Annotated in this window: 13 protein-coding genes; 9 read left to right on the top strand and 4 right to left on the bottom strand. The window is 73.1% G+C overall.

The features are described 5' to 3' along the window. Window positions 1–41: 41 nt before the first annotated feature. The 4 genes from OG766_RS13655 (at window position 42) to OG766_RS13640 (ending at window position 4,435) form a co-directional block, all read left to right on the top strand. Window positions 42–1,571, top strand: coding sequence for a peptidoglycan recognition protein family protein (locus OG766_RS13655; RefSeq protein ID WP_328725434.1), 1,530 nt, complete (start codon window positions 42–44; stop codon window positions 1,569–1,571). Between the two features lie 126 nt (window positions 1,572–1,697). Continuing rightward, window positions 1,698–2,789 (top strand): nucleotidyltransferase family protein, encoded by a 1,092-nt coding sequence (locus OG766_RS13650; protein ID WP_266378469.1) that lies wholly within the window; start codon window positions 1,698–1,700, stop codon window positions 2,787–2,789. A gap of 153 nt (window positions 2,790–2,942) precedes the next feature. Beyond that, the gene (locus OG766_RS13645; RefSeq protein ID WP_266378466.1) at window positions 2,943–3,950 is read left to right on the top strand and encodes a DNA-3-methyladenine glycosylase family protein; all 1,008 of its coding nucleotides are present in this window, start codon (window positions 2,943–2,945) and stop codon (window positions 3,948–3,950) included. Between the two features lie 32 nt (window positions 3,951–3,982). Beyond that, window positions 3,983–4,435: a hypothetical protein gene (locus OG766_RS13640; protein WP_328725433.1), complete on the top strand. Its 453-nt coding sequence runs from the start codon at window positions 3,983–3,985 to the stop codon at window positions 4,433–4,435. A gap of 59 nt (window positions 4,436–4,494) precedes the next feature. Here OG766_RS13640 and OG766_RS13635 read toward each other — a convergent pair whose 3' ends face one another. From OG766_RS13635 to OG766_RS13625, 3 genes are all read right to left on the bottom strand, one after another. Continuing rightward, on the bottom strand, window positions 4,495–5,802 hold the full coding sequence (locus OG766_RS13635; RefSeq protein ID WP_266384088.1) for a coenzyme F420-0:L-glutamate ligase: 1,308 nt from the start codon (window positions 5,800–5,802) through the stop codon (window positions 4,495–4,497). A gap of 11 nt (window positions 5,803–5,813) precedes the next feature. Continuing rightward, window positions 5,814–6,770 carry a 2-phospho-L-lactate transferase gene (gene cofD / locus OG766_RS13630; RefSeq protein WP_266378461.1) on the bottom strand — a complete coding sequence of 319 codons (957 nt, stop codon included), beginning with the start codon at window positions 6,768–6,770 and terminating at the stop codon, window positions 5,814–5,816. Window positions 6,771–6,909: 139 nt separating this feature from the next. Further along, window positions 6,910–7,413, bottom strand: coding sequence for a cysteine dioxygenase (locus OG766_RS13625; protein ID WP_266378459.1), 504 nt, complete (start codon window positions 7,411–7,413; stop codon window positions 6,910–6,912). A 678-nt stretch (window positions 7,414–8,091) separates the two neighbouring features. On the opposite strand from OG766_RS13625, the gene OG766_RS13620 reads away from it, so the two are divergent. The 3 genes from OG766_RS13620 (at window position 8,092) to OG766_RS13610 (ending at window position 14,030) form a co-directional block, all read left to right on the top strand. Further along, window positions 8,092–8,355, top strand: coding sequence for a WhiB family transcriptional regulator (locus tag OG766_RS13620; RefSeq protein ID WP_017945871.1), 264 nt, complete (start codon window positions 8,092–8,094; stop codon window positions 8,353–8,355). Between the two features lie 384 nt (window positions 8,356–8,739). Next, on the top strand, window positions 8,740–12,483 hold the full coding sequence (locus OG766_RS13615; protein WP_328725430.1) for a glycosyltransferase family 2 protein: 3,744 nt from the start codon (window positions 8,740–8,742) through the stop codon (window positions 12,481–12,483). Further along, the gene (locus OG766_RS13610) at window positions 12,480–14,030 is read left to right on the top strand and encodes a DUF5719 family protein (RefSeq protein ID WP_266378455.1); all 1,551 of its coding nucleotides are present in this window, start codon (window positions 12,480–12,482) and stop codon (window positions 14,028–14,030) included. The genes OG766_RS13615 and OG766_RS13610 overlap by 4 nt, the downstream gene beginning before the upstream one ends. A gap of 143 nt (window positions 14,031–14,173) precedes the next feature. Here the strand turns inward: OG766_RS13610 and OG766_RS13605 are convergent, their stop codons facing one another. Continuing rightward, entirely contained in the window at window positions 14,174–14,602 is a 429-nt protein-coding gene (locus OG766_RS13605; protein WP_266378452.1) for a metallopeptidase family protein, read from the bottom strand. Between the two features lie 399 nt (window positions 14,603–15,001). On the opposite strand from OG766_RS13605, the gene OG766_RS13600 reads away from it, so the two are divergent. Continuing rightward, window positions 15,002–15,430 carry a DUF3499 domain-containing protein gene (locus OG766_RS13600; RefSeq protein ID WP_266378449.1) on the top strand — a complete coding sequence of 143 codons (429 nt, stop codon included), beginning with the start codon at window positions 15,002–15,004 and terminating at the stop codon, window positions 15,428–15,430. Window positions 15,431–15,661: 231 nt separating this feature from the next. Then, window positions 15,662–17,038 (top strand): phosphomannomutase/phosphoglucomutase, encoded by a 1,377-nt coding sequence (locus tag OG766_RS13595; RefSeq protein WP_328725429.1) that lies wholly within the window; start codon window positions 15,662–15,664, stop codon window positions 17,036–17,038. Window positions 17,039–17,156: the final 118 nt, after the last annotated feature.

Raw genomic sequence — 17,156 nt, 5'->3', positions numbered from 1 at the left:
CCGGAAGGCGGATCCCCTCGCCGCGGGCCGAGGATCGTCCCATGCGTGCCTTCCTTGCATCTTCCATCGGTGTCGCCTGTGCCGCCGCTCTCGCCCTACCCGCACTCGCGCCGACGGCCGCCGCCGCCGCGACGCCGTCCGCGCCGGACCTGCATGGCTCCACGCAGTCGCTGCCACTGGTCCCGCTGCCCGGCCTCGAACGGGCGGGCGGCGGGGCCGGCGCCCAAGGTCTGCCACAGCGCGACGTCGACCCGTTCTCGCTCGTCGGCGTCGTCTGGGACGACCCGGACAGCGAACTCCAGGGCGCGGTCGAGGTCCGCACCCGTGCCACCGGCTCCGACGACTGGTCCGCCTGGCAGGACGTGGAGACCCACAACTTCGAGCACGCCCCGGACCCCGGTTCGCCGGAGCGCGCCGCGGGCACGGTGCGCGGCTCGACCGCGCCGCTGTGGGTCGGCGACTCGGACGGCGTCGAGGTCCGCGTACGGCCGGAGCCGGCCCCCGGGGCCGCGCGCGCCACCGCGCCGCCGCTTCCGGGGGGTCTGCGGCTGGAGCTCGTCGACCCGGGCGAGGTCCCCGAAACCCCGCAGCCCGAGGCCCCGCAGCCCGGGACCGCGCAGCCCGTGACGCTGCAGCCCGGGAGCCCCCTGCCCGGCGAGGGCGAGAACGCGCAGCCCGGCAACCCCCTGCCTGGCAACCCTCTGCCTGGCAACCCGCTGCCTGGCAACCCCCTGCCTGGCAACGCCCTGCCCGGGAACCCGCAGCCCGAGACCCCTCAGCCCGGTGAGGTCGAGGAACTGCCGGGTACCCTGCCCGACGCCGCCCTCACCGCGTCGCTCACCGCCGAGTCCGCCGCGGCCTCGGCCGTCAACGCGGAGCTCGCGCCGCTCGGCGCCGACATGATCACCCCGCAGACCAAGGCGGAGACGGTGGCGGAGGCCGCCCCGTACGGCGTCGCGAAGCCCTACGTGGGGCCGCGGCCGGGCATCGTCACCCGCAAGGGCTGGGGCGCCGACGAGTCGCTGCGCGAGAAGCAGTTCGTCTACACGAAGTCGGTCAAGGCCGCCTTCGTCCATCACACCGCCAGCGGCAACCGGTTCACCTGCGCGCAGTCGGCCTCCGTTCTCCGCAGTATCTACCGCTACCACGTGGAGAGCAGCGGCTGGCGGGACATCGGCTACAACTTCGCGGTCGACAAGTGCGGAAACATCTACGAAGGGCGTGCGGGAGGCGTGGCCAAGGCGGTGCTCGGCGCGCACACACGCGGTTTCAACTCGAACAGCATGGGCATCGCCGTGCTCGGAACGTACAGTTCGACCACTCCGCCGGCGGCCGCGGTCCAGGCGATCGCCAAACTGACCGCATGGAAGCTGGGCCTCTTCGGGATGAACCCGAAGTCCACGACATTTCTGACATCCGCCGGAGGCAACAAGTTCAAGCTGGGCACCCAGGCCAAGCTCAACGTCATCTCGGGGCACCGGGACGGCTTCGCGACCGACTGCCCGGGAGCCCGCCTCTACGGCCAACTCCCCGCGGTCCGAACGCTGTCGGCCAAGCTCCAGGGACGCTGACGGGCACCGGCCGCCGAGCGCCGGACGCGGTACTCCCGGTGCTGCATACGTACGTACGAACAGGCTGCATACACTGGCCGGTCATACGCACGAATTGCCCGGCCCCAGAAGGAAGCAGAGAAGGCATTGACTCAGGCCCAAGAAGCGATCCTCCTGGTCGGCGGCAAGGGCACCCGGCTGCGCCCGCTCACCATGAACACACCGAAGCCGATGGTCCCCGCGGCCGGGGTGCCGTTCCTCACGCACCAGCTGGCGCGGGCGCGCGCCGCGGGCGTCGAGCACATCGTGCTCGCGACGTCGTACCTCGCGGAGGTCTTCGAGCCGTACTTCGGTGACGGCTCGTCGCTGGGTCTGCACCTGGAATACGTCACCGAGGAGGAGCCGCTCGGCACGGGCGGGGCGATCCGGAACGTCGCGTCCAGACTGCGGTCGGGGCCGGACGAACCGGTGCTGATCTTCAACGGCGACATCCTGACCGGGCTGGACATCCGCGCCCTCGTCGACACCCACCGGTCCTCGGGCGCGGACGTCTCGCTCCACCTCACCAGGGTCGAGGACCCGCGCGCCTTCGGACTCGTGCCGACGGACGCGACGGGCCGGGTCACGGACTTCCTGGAGAAGCCGCAGACCCCGGAGGAGATCGTCACCGACCAGATCAACGCCGGTGCGTACGTCTTCCGCCGCTCCGTCATCGACAGCATCCCGGCGGGCCGGCCGGTGTCGGTCGAGCGCGAGACCTTCCCCGAACTGCTCGCCTCCGGGGCCCATCTGCAGGGCATGGTCGACTCCACGTACTGGCTGGACCTCGGCACCCCGCAGGCCTTCGTCCGCGGCTCCGCCGACCTGGTCCTCGGCCGGGCCCCGTCACCGGCGGTGCCGGGGCGCTGCGGTGACCGTCTGGTCCTGCCGACCGCCACGGTCGCTCCCGACGCCAAGCTCACAGGCGGCACGGTCGTCGGCGACGGCGCGAGCATCGGCGAGGGCGCCCGCATCAGCGGCAGCACGGTCCTGGACGGCGCGGTCGTCGAAGCGGGAGCGGTGATCACGGACTCGCTGATCGGCGCCCGTGCCCGCGTGGGTGCCCGCACGGTTCTCGCGGGCGCGGTCATCGGCGACGGCGCGGTCATCGGCCCCGACAACGAGCTGCGGGACGGCGTCCGGGTCTGGTGCGACGCCACGCTTCCGGCCGGGGCGATCCGCTTCTCCTCGGACCAGTAGGCGGGCGTCTCCCCGGACCGGCGGGCGGGCGTCTTCGCGGACCGGCGAGCGGGCGGGCGGCACGGTCCCGCTGCGCGGGCACGGCACGACCCCCTACGCTCAAAGGGACCCGAACGCTCCAGGGCACCCCGAACGACACCCAGGACCCCACCCGTGGCAGGCCGCTTCGACCCCCGTCCCGCCGTCACCCGCACCACCGTGCGCGGCGGCGAGGTCGCCGTACCCGCGCCCAGGCCCGCGGCGGCCCCCGGTGGCGGCCGGGAGCGGCGGTACGTCCCGCCGGGTCCGCTCGACCTGGGGCTGGTGCTGGGGCCACTGCGGCGCGGGCCGGCCGACCCGATGTTCCGTACGACACCGGACGGCTCGGTGTGGCGCGCCACCCGCACCCCGGCCGGCGCGGGCACCCTCCGCGTGGCGGCACGCGACGGCGCCGTGCACGCCGAGGCCTGGGGTCCCGGAGCGGGCTGGCTGCTGGACCAACTGCCCGCGCTGCTCGGCGAGTCGGACGACCCGGACGCCTTCGAGCCCCGCCACCGCCTCGTCGCGGCCACCCACCGCCGCCGCCCCGGCCTGCGCCTCACCCGCACGGGACTGGTCCTTGAGTCCCTGATCCCGTCGATCCTGGAACAGAAGGTCACCACGGACGAGGCGTACCGCGCCTGGCGTCTCCTCGTACGCAAGTACGGCGAGCCGGCCCCCGGCCCGTGCCCCGACCGCATGTCCGTCATGCCGGACGCCCGCACCTGGGCGATGATCCCGTCCTGGGAGTGGCACCGCGCGGGCGTCGACGACAAGCGCGCCGCCACGATCCTGCGCGCGGTCCGCGTCGCCCGCCGCATGGAGGAGGCCGCGGCCATGACGCCCGAGGCGGCCATGGCCCGCCTCGAACTGATCCCCGGCATCGGCCCCTGGACCTCCGCCGAGACCGTCCAGCGCAGCAACGGCGCCCCCGACGCCATCACGGTCGGCGACCTCCACCTCCCCGGCATCGTCGGCCACGCCCTCGCCGACGACCGCGACGCGGACGACGCGACGATGCTCGAACTCCTCGCCCCCTACGCCGGCCAACGCCACCGCGCCGCCCGCCTGATCCTCCTGAGCGGCCGCGTCCCGGCCCGACGGAAGCCGAAGATGCCGCGCGGCGACATCGGCAAGCTGTGAGCCACGTCGTCGGCGCGCCGCCGGCGGAACCGATGCCGGCGGAACCGATCCGGACGCACACGTTTCTCGGGCAGATGCTGGACTGCTTCCCCGAGATGCGTGAGCCGGTCGCGCGGAAGGTCCGGTCGGCGATCGGTATCGCGTACGACCAGGCCGATGTCAACGCGTGCCGGACGGATGTCTACGGACTGCTCTGGGACCTGTTCAACGAGGTTCTGATGCCGGCACTCGCGGCGGATCCGGGCCGCGAGCGGGACGAGGTGCTGCGGCGGACCTTCTCCTTCCTGGAGCGGGTCGCCGTCTCACCCGAGCCCGTCAACCTGGACTTCCTCGAGGGGCTGACCGGCGACTATCTGATCGGCCGGGACGGGCCGTTGTCCTACGCCCACGCGGGGCCCGCCGTCCGCGCCACCATGATCCGCGCCTGTGCGAACTGGGGCATGACGGTCCCGCACGACTGGAACGCCGCACCACCGGCCCGCTGAGCACCACGCAATGAGGCCCGGGCCGATCACCGGCCGGGGCCTCGCTGCGTGAGGATCGGTCACCGCGCCTCGATGAACGCCCCCGCGTCCCGCGCCGGGCGCTCGCGCGGCGCCTCCGCCGCGTGGCCGATCGCGACCGCGCCCATCGGGTCCCAGTTCGCCGGAAGCTCCAGCACCTCGCGCACCACGTCGCGGCAGAACATCGTCGAGGACACCCACGCCGACCCGAGCCGTTCGCCGGCCAGCGCGATGAGGAAGTTCTGGACGCCCGCGCCCGTCGCGACGACGAACATCTCGCGCTCCGCCGCGTCGCGGCGCGGATCGCCGTAGTGGTGCGAGCCGTCCATGACCATGCACGGCACCGCCAGGTACGGCGCGTTGCGCAGGACGTCGCCGCGGCGGACGCGCTTGGCGATGGACTCCTCCGACTTGCCGTCGCGGCGCAGATCCGCGATCCAGGCGTCGCGCATCGCGTCGAGCAGCCGGGTCCGTGACGCCTCGGACTCAAGGAGTACGAAGCGCCAGGGGGTCGTGTGGTGCGGTGCCGGTGCCGTCACCGCGGCGGCGACCGCGCGGCGGACCGCGCCCGGGTCGACCGGCTCGTCGGTGAACGCCCGCACCGTACGGCGCTGGGTCACCGCCTCCCGTACGGCCTCGGACGTGCCGAGGCGGAACATGTCGTCGGCGGCGGTACGGACCAGAGCCCGCGCGCCCACGGCCGCCTCCGTCGGTTCGCCGACGACGTGGGGCAGGCCGCGCACCACCGCCACCGGCAGCCCCGCCGCCTTGCCCTTGACCAGGTCTCCGGCCGCGGCCAACTCGTCGGCGGTGGCGACGACGGTCGCGCTCAGCGGATTGCCGTGCGCGTCGACGCCGCCGCGCAGATCGTCCAGCACCCGCACCCCGGCCGCCCCGATGGCGACATCCGTGAGCCCGGTCCGCCAGGGCCTCCCGAAGGTGTCCGTGATCACGACGCCCACCTCGACCCCGAGGGTGTCCCGCAGCCCGTCCCGGATGCGTACGGCCGAGGCGTCCGGGTCCTCGGGCAGCAACAGCACCGTCCCGGCAGGGGTGTTGGAGGCGTCCACCCCGGCCGCCGCCATGACCAGACCCTGCCGGTTCTCGACGATACGGAGCGCGCCGCGCCGGGCCACGACCCGTACCGTCTCCGCGTCGATGGCCTCCTCACGGTCCCCGGCCTCGACGAGCCGCCGCTCCGCCTTGCTGACGATCTTCGACGTGACCAGCAGGACGTCACCGTCCACCAGCCCCGGCTCGGTGGCCGCGATCAGCTTCGCGATGTCGTCGCCGGGCCGGACCTCGGGGAGCCCCGGCAGCGCCCACACCCGGTAGGACGGCGGCGTCATGCGCGGCGACGTCATGCGCGTACCTCTTCCGCGAGCGTCAGCGCCTCACGCGCCATCGCCGCGGCCGACTCCAGGTCGGTCATCATCAGCGGCACGGCCCTGCAGCGGATCCCCGCCCCCTCGACCTCCGCCACCGCGCCCGCGTCCACCGTGTCCACGAGCCAGCCGTCCAGCAGTCCCGAGCCGTAGTGCGCGGCGACCGCGGCCGCCGTCGACTCGACGCCGACCGCCGCCAGCACCTTGTCGGCCATGCCGCGCACCGGCGCGTTCCCGACGATGGGGGAGAGGCCCACGACCGGAACGCCAGCCTCCGCGATGGCCTCGCGGATTCCCGGCACGGCCAGGATCGTCCCCACGCTCACCACGGGGTTGGACGGCGGGAAGAGGATGACGTCGGCGGCGGCGATCGCCTCCAGCACACCGGGGGCGGGCTTGGCCTGTTCGGCGCCGACGGGCACGACGGCCTGTGCGTCGACGGAGGCCCGCAGCTTGACCCAGTACTCCTGGAAGTGGATGGCCTTGCGCTCGCCGTCGATGTCGACGGCGACATGGGTCTCGATCCGGTCGTCGGACATCGGCAGCAGCCGCACCCCGGGCTGCCACCGTGCGCACAGGGCCTCGGTGACGGCGCTCAGCGGATAGCCCGCGCCGAGCATCTGCGTACGGACGATGTGGGTGGCGAAGTCGCGGTCACCGAGCCCGAACCACTCGGGCCCCACCCCGTAGGCCGCGAGTTCGTTCTTGACCTGGAAGGTCTCGTCGGTACGTCCCCAGCCCTGCTCCTCGTTGATGCCGCCGCCGAGCGTGTACATCACCGTGTCGAGGTCCGGGCAGACCTTCAGCCCGAACAGATGGATGTCGTCACCGGTGTTGCCGATGACGGTGATGTCGGCTTCGGGGGCGGCCGCCTTGAGGCCACGAAGGAAACGAGCACCGCCGATGCCACCGGCCAGAACCACAATGCGCATAAGGACAGTCTGTCAGCCGGAGGCTGATCGTTTGAGGGGCGGTGGTCGGGCGACGGGTGGGACTGTCAGCCGGAGGCTGATCGTTTGAGGGCCGGTGGTCGGGCGACGACGGCCGGTGGTCGGCGGCGGGTGAGGAGCGTCAGGCGACGACGGCGTCCCGGCGGACCGGGGAGCAGTGCGCCGTGTGCATCGGCATCTCCGTCAGGCCCGGGAAGTAGATGTGCAGGCTGACGGCCGGTTCGAGCGAGTCGTTGACCACTTCGTGCACATATCCGGGTGCGAAGACCCGCTGCGCGCCGGGGGCGAGCGCGCGTTCGGCGCCGGTGGCCGTACGTTCGGTCAACTCGCCGTCCAGGACGGTCAGCACACCGGAGGACGGGCCGTGGTCGTGGAGTCCGCTGCCCTGGCCCGGCACCCAGGAGAGCAGCCAGACCTCGTAGCCGGGGCCGGTGCGCAGCCGGTGGTACCAGCGGGTGGTGGCGTCGTACTGGACGAGCGGGGCCCACTGGGTGCGGTCGGCGGCGATGGTGCGGGCGAGCCCGGCGAACTCGGCCACGGTCGCGGGGTGCTCCCTGGCGGGCTGGAGGAGGTGCTGGACCTCGAGGATGTCGCCGGCGATCTGGAGGTCGCTGTCGCTGTTCATAGGGGTGCGGTGGTTCCTCGGCAGAAACGGAAGGTCAGTGCAGGGGTGTCGCGATGCCCGCGGCAAGGGCGGGCGGGGGAGCTGGAGCGCTACGGCATCAACAGCTGGAACAGCAACAGCGCGCCTGGACAGCGCTGCGGAACCCACGGATCGCGTGGGTCGCGGAGGGCGCTGTGGTCGCTGGCATGCATCCAAAGGTGACCAACGCGAACCCGGATGTCAACTCAATGACCGATTTGGCGGCAATGTTTCACCTCATCCGGTTACTCCGGTCGGAGAAAGGTTTGTGCGGCGACAGGGCCGGAGACATCGCGCAGCAACCGTGCTCTCAAACGTCGTGGAACTCTTGTGATCGGACTGTGATCCGGATCGCTTGTGTGGCCGGATCGCAACAAGATCGAACGGTGCGACGTCCTTCCTTCGTGAGGACCGGTGAACGCCGGTGTGGAGCGAGGGGCGGAGGGGGTGCGGGCAGGTCAGTGGCAAGTGTCAGGATTTTTGGTGATTTGAACACTTTCCGCATACGCTTGGTTCCGCAGAGTGAATACGGGGCTCAATAGCAGATCTCGGCTTGACTGGCCCGGATCCACACACTTGTAATTTCACTCGTGTCGTTCGGCCGAAATCGGTACGGCTCACGGCCGGATCACGGGGACGCAAAGACGACGAGGGGCGCACATGACCGAGCTGTTCCAGCAACTGCTGGTCGAGGACGCGGACGAGGAACTCGGCTGGCAGGAGCGCGCGCTGTGCGCCCAGACCGACCCCGAGTCCTTCTTCCCCGAGAAGGGCGGTTCCACGCGTGAGGCCAAGAAGGTCTGCCTCGCCTGCGAGGTCCGCTCCGAGTGCCTTGAGTACGCCCTCGCCAACGACGAGCGATTCGGCATCTGGGGCGGCCTGTCCGAGCGGGAGCGCCGCCGGCTGAAGAAGGCCGCGGTCTGAGCGGACGCGTACGTCCCGCCCGGACGTGATCAGGCCCGGACGTGATCAGGCACGCCGGTCCGACCAGGGCCCGGTGAACCAGGGCCCGGTCCGACCAGGGCCCGGTGAACCAGGGCCCGGTCCGACCAGGGCCCGGTGAACCAGGGCCCGGTCCGACCAGGGCCCGGTGAACTCGTCCGGCCGGATCCGCGCATCCGGCCAAGCGTGGCCAGATGTCCGGTCTGTCCGGCCAAACAGCACACATGCGTACGTAAGAACGGTCCGCGGCCCCGGCTCTGTCCACAGGCGGCGGACCGTCTCCCTGCCAGCCGTTAGTGTGGGGCCCCGTCCCAGACGCTCCAGCGCCCCCTCGCGGGGCGACCCGGCCGGAGGGCCCGTACCTCAATGTCCGCCACCCCTGCGGAGTTTGTTCCCGCCACCCCGCCCGAGTTCCCGCGGCACGTCGTCACCGCCGTACTCGTCTCCCACGACGGTGCCCGCTGGCTGCCCGACGCGCTCGCCGGGCTGCTCGGCCAGGAACGCCCCGTGCAGAACGTCCTCGCGGCCGACACCGGCAGCGCCGACGACTCCGCGCGGCTGGTCACCGAGGCGCTCGGCGCGGACAGGGTCCTGCATCTCGCCCGCCGCACGGGCTTCGGCACCGCGGTCGAGGAGGCCGTGCGCACCGCTCCCGTGCTCACCCCGGACGACCTGCCCTATCTGAAGCGGCCGAGCGGCTGGGACCCGGTCAGCAGGACCTGGCGCGACGAGGCGTACGACATGCCGGACCTGCCGTACGGCGAACCGGTCCAGTGGCTCTGGCTCCTCCACGACGACTGCGCACCCGCCCCCGACGCCCTCGCCGAACTGCTCCGCGTCGCGGACTCCGACGAGTACGCCACGATCATCGGCCCCAAGCTCCGCGGCTGGTACGACCGCAAGCAGCTCCTCGAAGCAGGCGTCTCCATCGCCAACAGCGGCCGCCGCTGGACGGGACTCGACCGCCGCGAGCAGGACCAGGGCCAGCACGACCAGATCCGCGCGGTCCTGTCCGTCTCCTCCGCGGGCATGCTCGTCCGCCGTGACGTCTTCGAGGAACTCGGCGGCTTCGACCGGCGACTGCCCCTCATGCGCGACGACGTCGACCTGTGCTGGCGCGCCCACGCCGCGGGCCACCGGGTCGTCATCGCGCCCGACGCCGTCCTGCGCCACGCGGAGGCCGCCGCCCGCGAGCGCCGCACCGTCGACTGCGCCGGACGCTCCGTGGCCAGCCCCCACCGCGTCGACAAGGCCGGCGCCGTCTACACGCTGCTCGCCAACGCGCGCGGCATCGCCCTCCCCTTCGTCCTGCTCAGGCTCGTCTTCGGCACCCTGCTGCGCACCCTCGCCTATCTCGTCGGCAAGGCACCCGGCCAGGCCGTCGACGAGGTCATGGGCCTCTTCGGCACACTCCTGCGGCCGGAGAAGATCCTCGCCGCCCGCCGCAGGCGCGGAAGGCCCGCCGTCGAGGCGGCCGAGTTGCGGCCCCTCTTCCCGCCGCCCGGCGCCACCATCCGCGCCACCGTCGAACAGGTCGCGAGCAGCCTCGGCGCGGGCCGCGACTCCGACTCCGGAGGCTCACGGCACGGAGTCGTCGAGTCCGGCCCCGGTGGCGACGACGCCGACTTCCTGGAGATCGAGCAGTTCGCCCGGCTCAAGAAGATCGCCCGCAAGCCCGGACCCGTCCTGTTCGCGGTCCTGCTGATCGTCTCCCTCGTCGCCTGCCGCGGTCTCTTCGGCGGCGGCGCGCTCTCCGGCGGCGCGCTGCTGCCGGCGCCGGGTGACGTCTCCGAGCTGTGGGGCAGGTACGCGGACGCCTGGCATCCCCTCGGCACCGGCGGGACCCAGACCGCGCCGCCCTATCTCGCGGTCCTCGCCGTCCTCTCCGGGCTCTTCCTCGGCTCCACCGGCTTCGCGCTCACCCTGCTGCTCGTCTGCTCGGTGCCGCTCGCCGGAATCACCGCGTACTTCGCCTCCCGCCCGCTGATCGAGTCCCGGCTGCTGCGGGCCTGGGCGAGCGTCGCCTACGCCTTCCTGCCCGCCGCGACGGGCGCCCTCGCCACCGGGCGCCTCGGCACCGCCGTGCTCGCCATCGTGCTGCCGCTGATCGCCCGCGCGGCGGTCGCGGCCTACGGACTGACCCGCCGGGACGGAGCGCGCGGCAGCTGGCGCGCCACCTGGGCGTACGCGCTGCTGCTGACCTTCGCGATGGCTTTCACCCCGATCGTGTGGCCGCTCGCCGTCGTCCTCGGACTCGCCGCGCTCGCCCTGCGCCGCGACGACATCACCGCCTACGGGCTGCGCTTCGTCGTCTCGGCGGGCACCCCGCTGCTGATCCTCGCCCCCTGGTCGCTGTCGCTGCTGACCGCACCGTCCGGCTTCCTGCGCGAGGCGGGCCTGGAGTTCGGCACGGGCGCGGCCGGCCCGCTCGACCTGCTCGGCATCAGCCCCGGCGGGCCCAAGACCCTCGGCGGACTGCTGCTCATCGGCGTCGTCCTCGCCGCGCTCGCGGCCCTGCTGCGCGGCGAGCGGCAGTTCGCGATCCGCACCGCCTGGGTCGTCGCCGTCGCCGCCCTCGTGTTCGCCGCCCTGGCCAACGGCTCGGGCTGGGCGGGACCCGCCACGCTCGTCTACGGCATCGCGCTGATCGCCGCCGCCGTCCTCGGCGCGGAGGGCGCCCGCGAACGCGTCGCCGCGGAGAGCTTCGGCTGGCGCCAGCCCGTCGCCGCGCTCATCGCCCTCGCCGCCGGGACGGCCCCGCTGATCGCAGCCGTCAACTGGATGACGACCGGAGCGGCGGGCCCGCTGGAGCGCCGCGACCCGGTGCAGGTCCCGGCGTTCGTCGCGGAGGAGAGCGGCACCCGGGACCAGGCACGCACCCTCGTCCTCGGCGGCTCGTCACCGGCCAAGGTGCCGTACACGCTGGTACGGGGCTCGGGCGGGCGTCTCGGCGACGCCGAGCTGAGCGAGAGCGGCGGCAGCGACGCCCGCCTGGACAAGGTCGTCGCCAACCTCGTCGCCGGTTCGGGCGCCGACCAGACCAGCCAGCTCAGCGGCTTCGCGATCCGCTACGTGCTCGTACGGGACGGCGCACCGCGCCAGTTGGGCCGCGTCCTCGACGCCACCCCCGGACTGTCCCGGCTCAGCCAGCTCGACGGAAGCGCGCTGTGGCGCGTCGACCGCCAGGTCGCCCGCGCGGTCATCGTCAACGGCAAGGCGGAGCCGCTGCCGGTGGCCTCCGGCCCCGTCGAGGCCCACACGGACATCCCGAAGGGCGCCGACGGACGCGTGCTGCGCATCGCGGACCGCGCGGACGACGGCTGGCAGGCCACGCTCGACGGCCGGGTGCTGAAGAAGACCACCGTCGACGGCTGGGCCCAGGGCTTCGAACTGCCCGCGGAGGGCGGCCGGCTGGCGCTCACCTTCGAGGACCCGACGACCCACACCGCGTGGATCTGGACGCAGGGCGCGCTCGCCGTCGTCCTGCTCGTCCTGGCCCTGCCCGGCCGGCGCCGCGAGATCGACGACGACCTGCCGGAGGAGGAGGCCGCGATCCCGGCCCAGCCCGTCGAGGGCGAGGGCCGCCGGGCCCGCCGGCTCCGTGCGGCACAGGCCGAGGCGGAGCTGGAGGCGGACGCGGATCCGGCCATGGACCCGGGCGCGGACGTGGAGGTGGACGCGGCCTCCGGCGCCGGGCCGCAGCCGGGCGCCGGCCAGGACCCGTACGCGGCGGTGCCGCACCAGCAGCAGTACGGCGGGGAGTGGGACGGCCGGACCTACCCGGACGAGGCGGGTGCCTACCCGGGCGGTGGCCAGTACGCCGACCCGTACACGGGGCAGTACCAGGACGCCCAGCAGCAGTACGCGTACGGAGAACCGCAGCAGTACGTCGCACCGCAGCAGTACGACCAGCAGCCGCAGTACGACCCGCAGCAGTACGGGCAGCAGCAGTACGACGAGCAGCACGGGCAACAGCAGTACGGGCAGTACCCCGAGGACCCGTACCAGGCGGGCCAGAGCCAGAGCCAGAGCCACGGCCACGGCCAGGGCCAGTACGACCCTTACGGCTACGAGACCGAGCAGCGTCCCGACGGGAGCAGCAACCAGTGAACCGCACGACCCTCTCGCTCCTCGCGGCCGCGACCTCCCTCGCCGCCGTGACCGGATTCGCCGCTCTCACCGCACCGGACGGCGGGGCGCCCGCGGAGGCGAAGGCGCCGTCCCGGCTGCCGGTCGAGCGCTCCAGCCTGCTGTGCCCGGCGCCCTCGCAGTCCGACATCGCGGAGACGGTGTACACGTCGTTCACCCCGCGGACGAAGGCGAGCGGCGGCGGGGCCTCCACGGCCGAACTGAAGCCGTCCGTCGCCACGTTGAGGGACCCTGACGACGGCGCGGACAAGGACGAGAAGGACAAGGACAAGGCCGCCGAGGACGCGGCCAAGAAGCCCGCGCCGGACAAGGCCGTCGTCACCCTCAAGCAGCCCGGCAAGCCCGTCGGCGCCGAGGCGAGCGGCGGCGCCGCCCCCGCACTCATCGGCTCCGCCACCGGCAGCCTCGCCCCCGGCTGGACCACCCAGCAGACCACCACGGTCAGCGCGGGCAGCGGTCGTGGCGTGCTCGGCGTCAGCTGCACCGCGCCCGACACCGATCTCTGGTTCCCGGGCGCCGGCCTGGCCAAGGACCGCCAGGACTACGTCCACCTGACCAACCCGGACGACACCGGCGCCGTCGTCGACATCGAGCTCTACGGCAAGAACGGCGCCCTCAAGTCCCAGCTGACCGACGGCATCCCGGTGCCCGCGGGCGCGAGCGTTCCCGTACTGCTCTCCACTCTGACGACCGATCCCGCGGAGGACGTGACCGTGCACGTCACGACGCGTACGGGACGGGTCGGCGCGGTGGTGCGCGGCGCCGGGGACGAGACCGGCAGCGACTGGCTCCCGGCGTCCACGGACCCGTCCGGCACGCTGGTGCTCCCCGGCATCCCGGCGGACGCGACGTCCGTACGGCTGGTGGCGTTCGCGCCGGGCGAGGACGACGCCGACCTCAAGCTGCGGCTGGCGAGCGCGTCCGGGACGATCACCCCGGCGGGCGCGGAGAATCTCAGGGTCAAGTCGGGCATGACCGCGTCCCTCGACCTGAAGGACGTCACCAAGGGCGAGCCGGGCTCGCTCATCCTCAGCCCCTCCGAGGGCGCCAGGCCGATTCCCGTGGTCGCGGCGCTCCAGGTCACCCGGGGCAAGGGCGACAAGCAGGAGATCGCCTTCATCCCCGCGACCGCACCGGTGGGGGAGCGGGCCACCGCCGCCGACAACCGGGCCAAGGGCTCGGTGCTCTCCCTCACCGCGCCCGGCGAGACCGCTCAGGTCAAGGTCACGGCCTCGGCCGGTACGGAGGCCGGCGAGCAGGCCGTCAAGACGTACACGGTCAAGGCCGGCACGACCCTCGCGATCACCGACCCGCCCGTCCCGGCCGGTCTCAAGGGCTCGTACGCCCTGACCGTCGAGCCGCAGTCCGGCGGCCCGGTCCACGCGGCCCGCACGCTGCTGCTTCCGCAGGACGGCATCGAGATGTTCACCGTCCAGACCCTCCCCGACGACCGCGGCCTGGTCACGGTCCCGTCGGCGGAGCAGGACCTCTCGGTCCTCGACGACTGACGGGGCACCGCAGGCACGGGCCCCTGCCGGGAGGTCGGGGCCCCTGCCGTGCGCTGGGGCCCTGCCGTGCGGCGGGTGCCCTGTCGGGGACGTGCGGTTCCGTCAGGAGGCCGGCCGGCCCGTCACAGGTGGGGCCGGCTCGCTCAGTCCTGCCCGTACCGGGGGTCCACCGACTCCGGCGCGAGGCCGAGCAGGTCCGCCACCTGTTCCACGACCACCTCGTGCACCAGCAGCGCCCGCTCGTCACGGTTCTTCGTGCGGATCTCGACCGGCCGCCGGTACACGACGATCCGCGCGGGGTTCCCCTTCTCCGCCGGCAGGGAGCTGCCCAGCGGCACGGTCTCGTCCGGCGCCTCCGGCACGTCCAGCACCAGGAACTCCACCTCGGCCAGCTGCGGCCAGCGCCGCTCCAGCCGCTCCACCGAATCCTGCACGAGGTCGCGGAACGACTCCGCACGGCTGGCGGAGAGCGGTACCTGGGGCGGGGCGACCGGCCCACGCATACCTCGGCCGTGACGGTCGCGGCGGCGCGGCCTGGGCTCGGTGGGGCGGGGCGGTACGGGACTGTCCATCACTGACGCAGGGTAGCTCTCCCGGGCCCGCCCGCATCGCGGCCGTACGCACGCCGACCAGGATGTCGCCGCCCTGGGGAGTGACGTGCCACCGCCCGGAAGCGTGACGTTTCACCGGCCGGGGCGTGGCATCCCCCGGACCGCGCGGGCGGCATGTCCCTGACGGGCCCCGGCGAATCCCCACGGCATGTCGCTTATTGAACATTCCAGCCAAGCTTGGGCTCGATTCGATGCCTCCCGTCGATCGCCGCACTCGCCGTGATTGACTCGATTTGTGTCGAGGGGTGACCGGATCGCATACGCTCCTCGTTCGCGGGCTTCTCTTCCCGTGCAGGTCAGGGCAGTTGCTCCGAAGGCCCCTGTGCGGGGCCTCACAGCACGACACGGTGGAGTGACGTGGTGGAGAGTCGTCGCGGCCCGCTCAAGAGTGCGGTACCGTCCAACGTCGTGAGCCCTGTACGTCGCTGTTCGCGCACCGCGTGCGGCCGTCCTGCCGTCGCGACACTGACGTACGTCTATGCCGACTCGACCGCGGTCCTCGGCCCCCTCGCCACCTACGCCGAGCCCCACTGCTACGACCTCTGTGCCGAGCACAGCGAGCGGCTGACCGCGCCCCGTGGCTGGGAGGTCGTCCGTCTCGCCGACGCCTCCGGCCCGGCCAGGCCCAGCGGTGACGACCTCGAAGCGCTGGCGAACGCGGTCAGGGAGGCGGCCCGCCCCCAGGAACGCGCCGCCCAGGCGGGCGGCGGCTCCGGTGCCCGCAGGTCGAACCCCATGGAGGTCGGGCGTCGCGGCCATCTGCGGGTGCTGCGTTCCCCCGACTCCTGAGCGCACCACTCGCCCCCCGAGCGGGCCCCGGGTCCTGAGCGCACCCCCCCGAGCGGGCCCCGGGTCCTGAGCACCCGGCCGGCTCCCGAACGGGCCCCGTTCCCGAGTACGTCCCCCGCTCCCGACCGAGCCCCGGCCCCTGCGAGCTCCGCCTGCACGAGGCGCAGGAAGGCTCCCGTCCCCCTGCGGGTAGTTTTGGGGTGACCACAGAGACTTCAGGAAGGTTGGGCCGTGGCTGCATCCGCTGCTGCTGATCTGTCGCAGATCGTGAAGGCGTACGACGTCCGCGGAGTGGTGCCGGACCAGTGGGACGAGTCGCTGGCCGAGCTCCTGGGCGCCGCCTTCGTCCAGGTGACGGGCGCGGACGCGATCGTCGTCGGCCACGACATGCGGCCGTCGTCGCCCGGCCTCTCCGCGGCCTTCGCCCGGGGCGCTACCGGCCGCGGCGCGGACGTGACCCTGATCGGGCTCTGCTCCACGGACCAGCTGTACTTCGCGTCGGGGCACCTCGGGCTCCCGGGCGCGATGTTCACCGCGTCCCACAACCCCGCCCAGTACAACGGCATCAAGATGTGCCGCGCGGGCGCCGCCCCGGTCGGTCAGGACACCGGTCTCGGGGAGATCCGCGCGCTGGTGGAGTCCTGGATCGCGTCGGGCGCCCCCGCCCCCGTACCCACCGCGGGCTCGGTCACCGAGCGCGACACCCTCGACGAGTACGCGGCCCATCTGCTGTCCCTCGTGGACCTCTCGACGATCCGCCCGCTGAAGGTCGTCGTGGACGCGGGCAACGGCATGGGCGGCCACACCGTCCCGACGGTGTTCGCCGCGCTGCCGATCGAGCTCGTCCCGATGTACTTCGAGCTGGACGGCACGTTCCCCAACCACGAGGCCAACCCCCTCGACCCGAAGAACATCGTGGACCTCCAGGCCCGGGTCCGAGCCGAGGGCGCCGACATCGGCCTCGCCTTCGACGGCGACGCCGACCGCTGCTTCGTCGTCGACGAGAGGGGCGAAGGGGTCTCGCCCTCGGCGATCACGGCCCTGGTCGCGGCACGCGAGCTGGCCAAGCACCCCGGCGGGACGGTCATCCACAACCTGATCACCTCGTGGTCGGTGCCGGAGGTCGTACGCGAGCACGGCGGCGCCCCCGTCCGCACCCGCGTCGGCCACTCGTTCATCAAGGAGGAGATGGCCCGCACCGGCGCCATCTTCGGCGGCGAGCACTCGGCCCACTACTACTTCCGGGACTTCTGGAACGCCGACACGGGCATGCTCGCCGCCCTCCACGTCCTGGCCGCTCTCGGCACCCACGACAAGCCGCTGTCCGACCTGGTCGCCCGGTACGACCGCTACGCCGGCTCCGGCGAGATCAACTCCACGGTCGCGGACCAGACAGCCCGCACGGCCGCCGTCCGTGAGGTGTTCGCCGCCCGCGAGGGCATCACCGTCGACACCCTCGACGGCCTCACGGTGTCCGACGCCGCCTGGTGGTTCAACCTCCGCCCCTCCAACACCGAGCCCCTCCTGCGACTCAACGTCGAGGCCCGCGACGAGGCGACCATGAAGGCCGTCCGCGACGAGGTCCTGGCACTGGTCCGAGGCGCCTGACCACGGCGCCGCGCCACACCGGTCCGGGCGGTTGCGGGGGAGAGCCCTCGTCCCCCGCCCGGCCGGACGCCCGGGGGCACCCGTACGCCCGCACGCCGAGCCGCGCGCGCCGCCCCCC

This window comes from Streptomyces sp. NBC_00259, assembly GCF_036181745.1.
GTDB classification, from domain to species: Bacteria; Actinomycetota; Actinomycetes; order Streptomycetales; family Streptomycetaceae; genus Streptomyces; species Streptomyces pratisoli.
The sequence above is the reverse complement of the archived record's forward strand: the minus strand, read 5'-3'. Positions and strand labels throughout refer to the sequence as shown.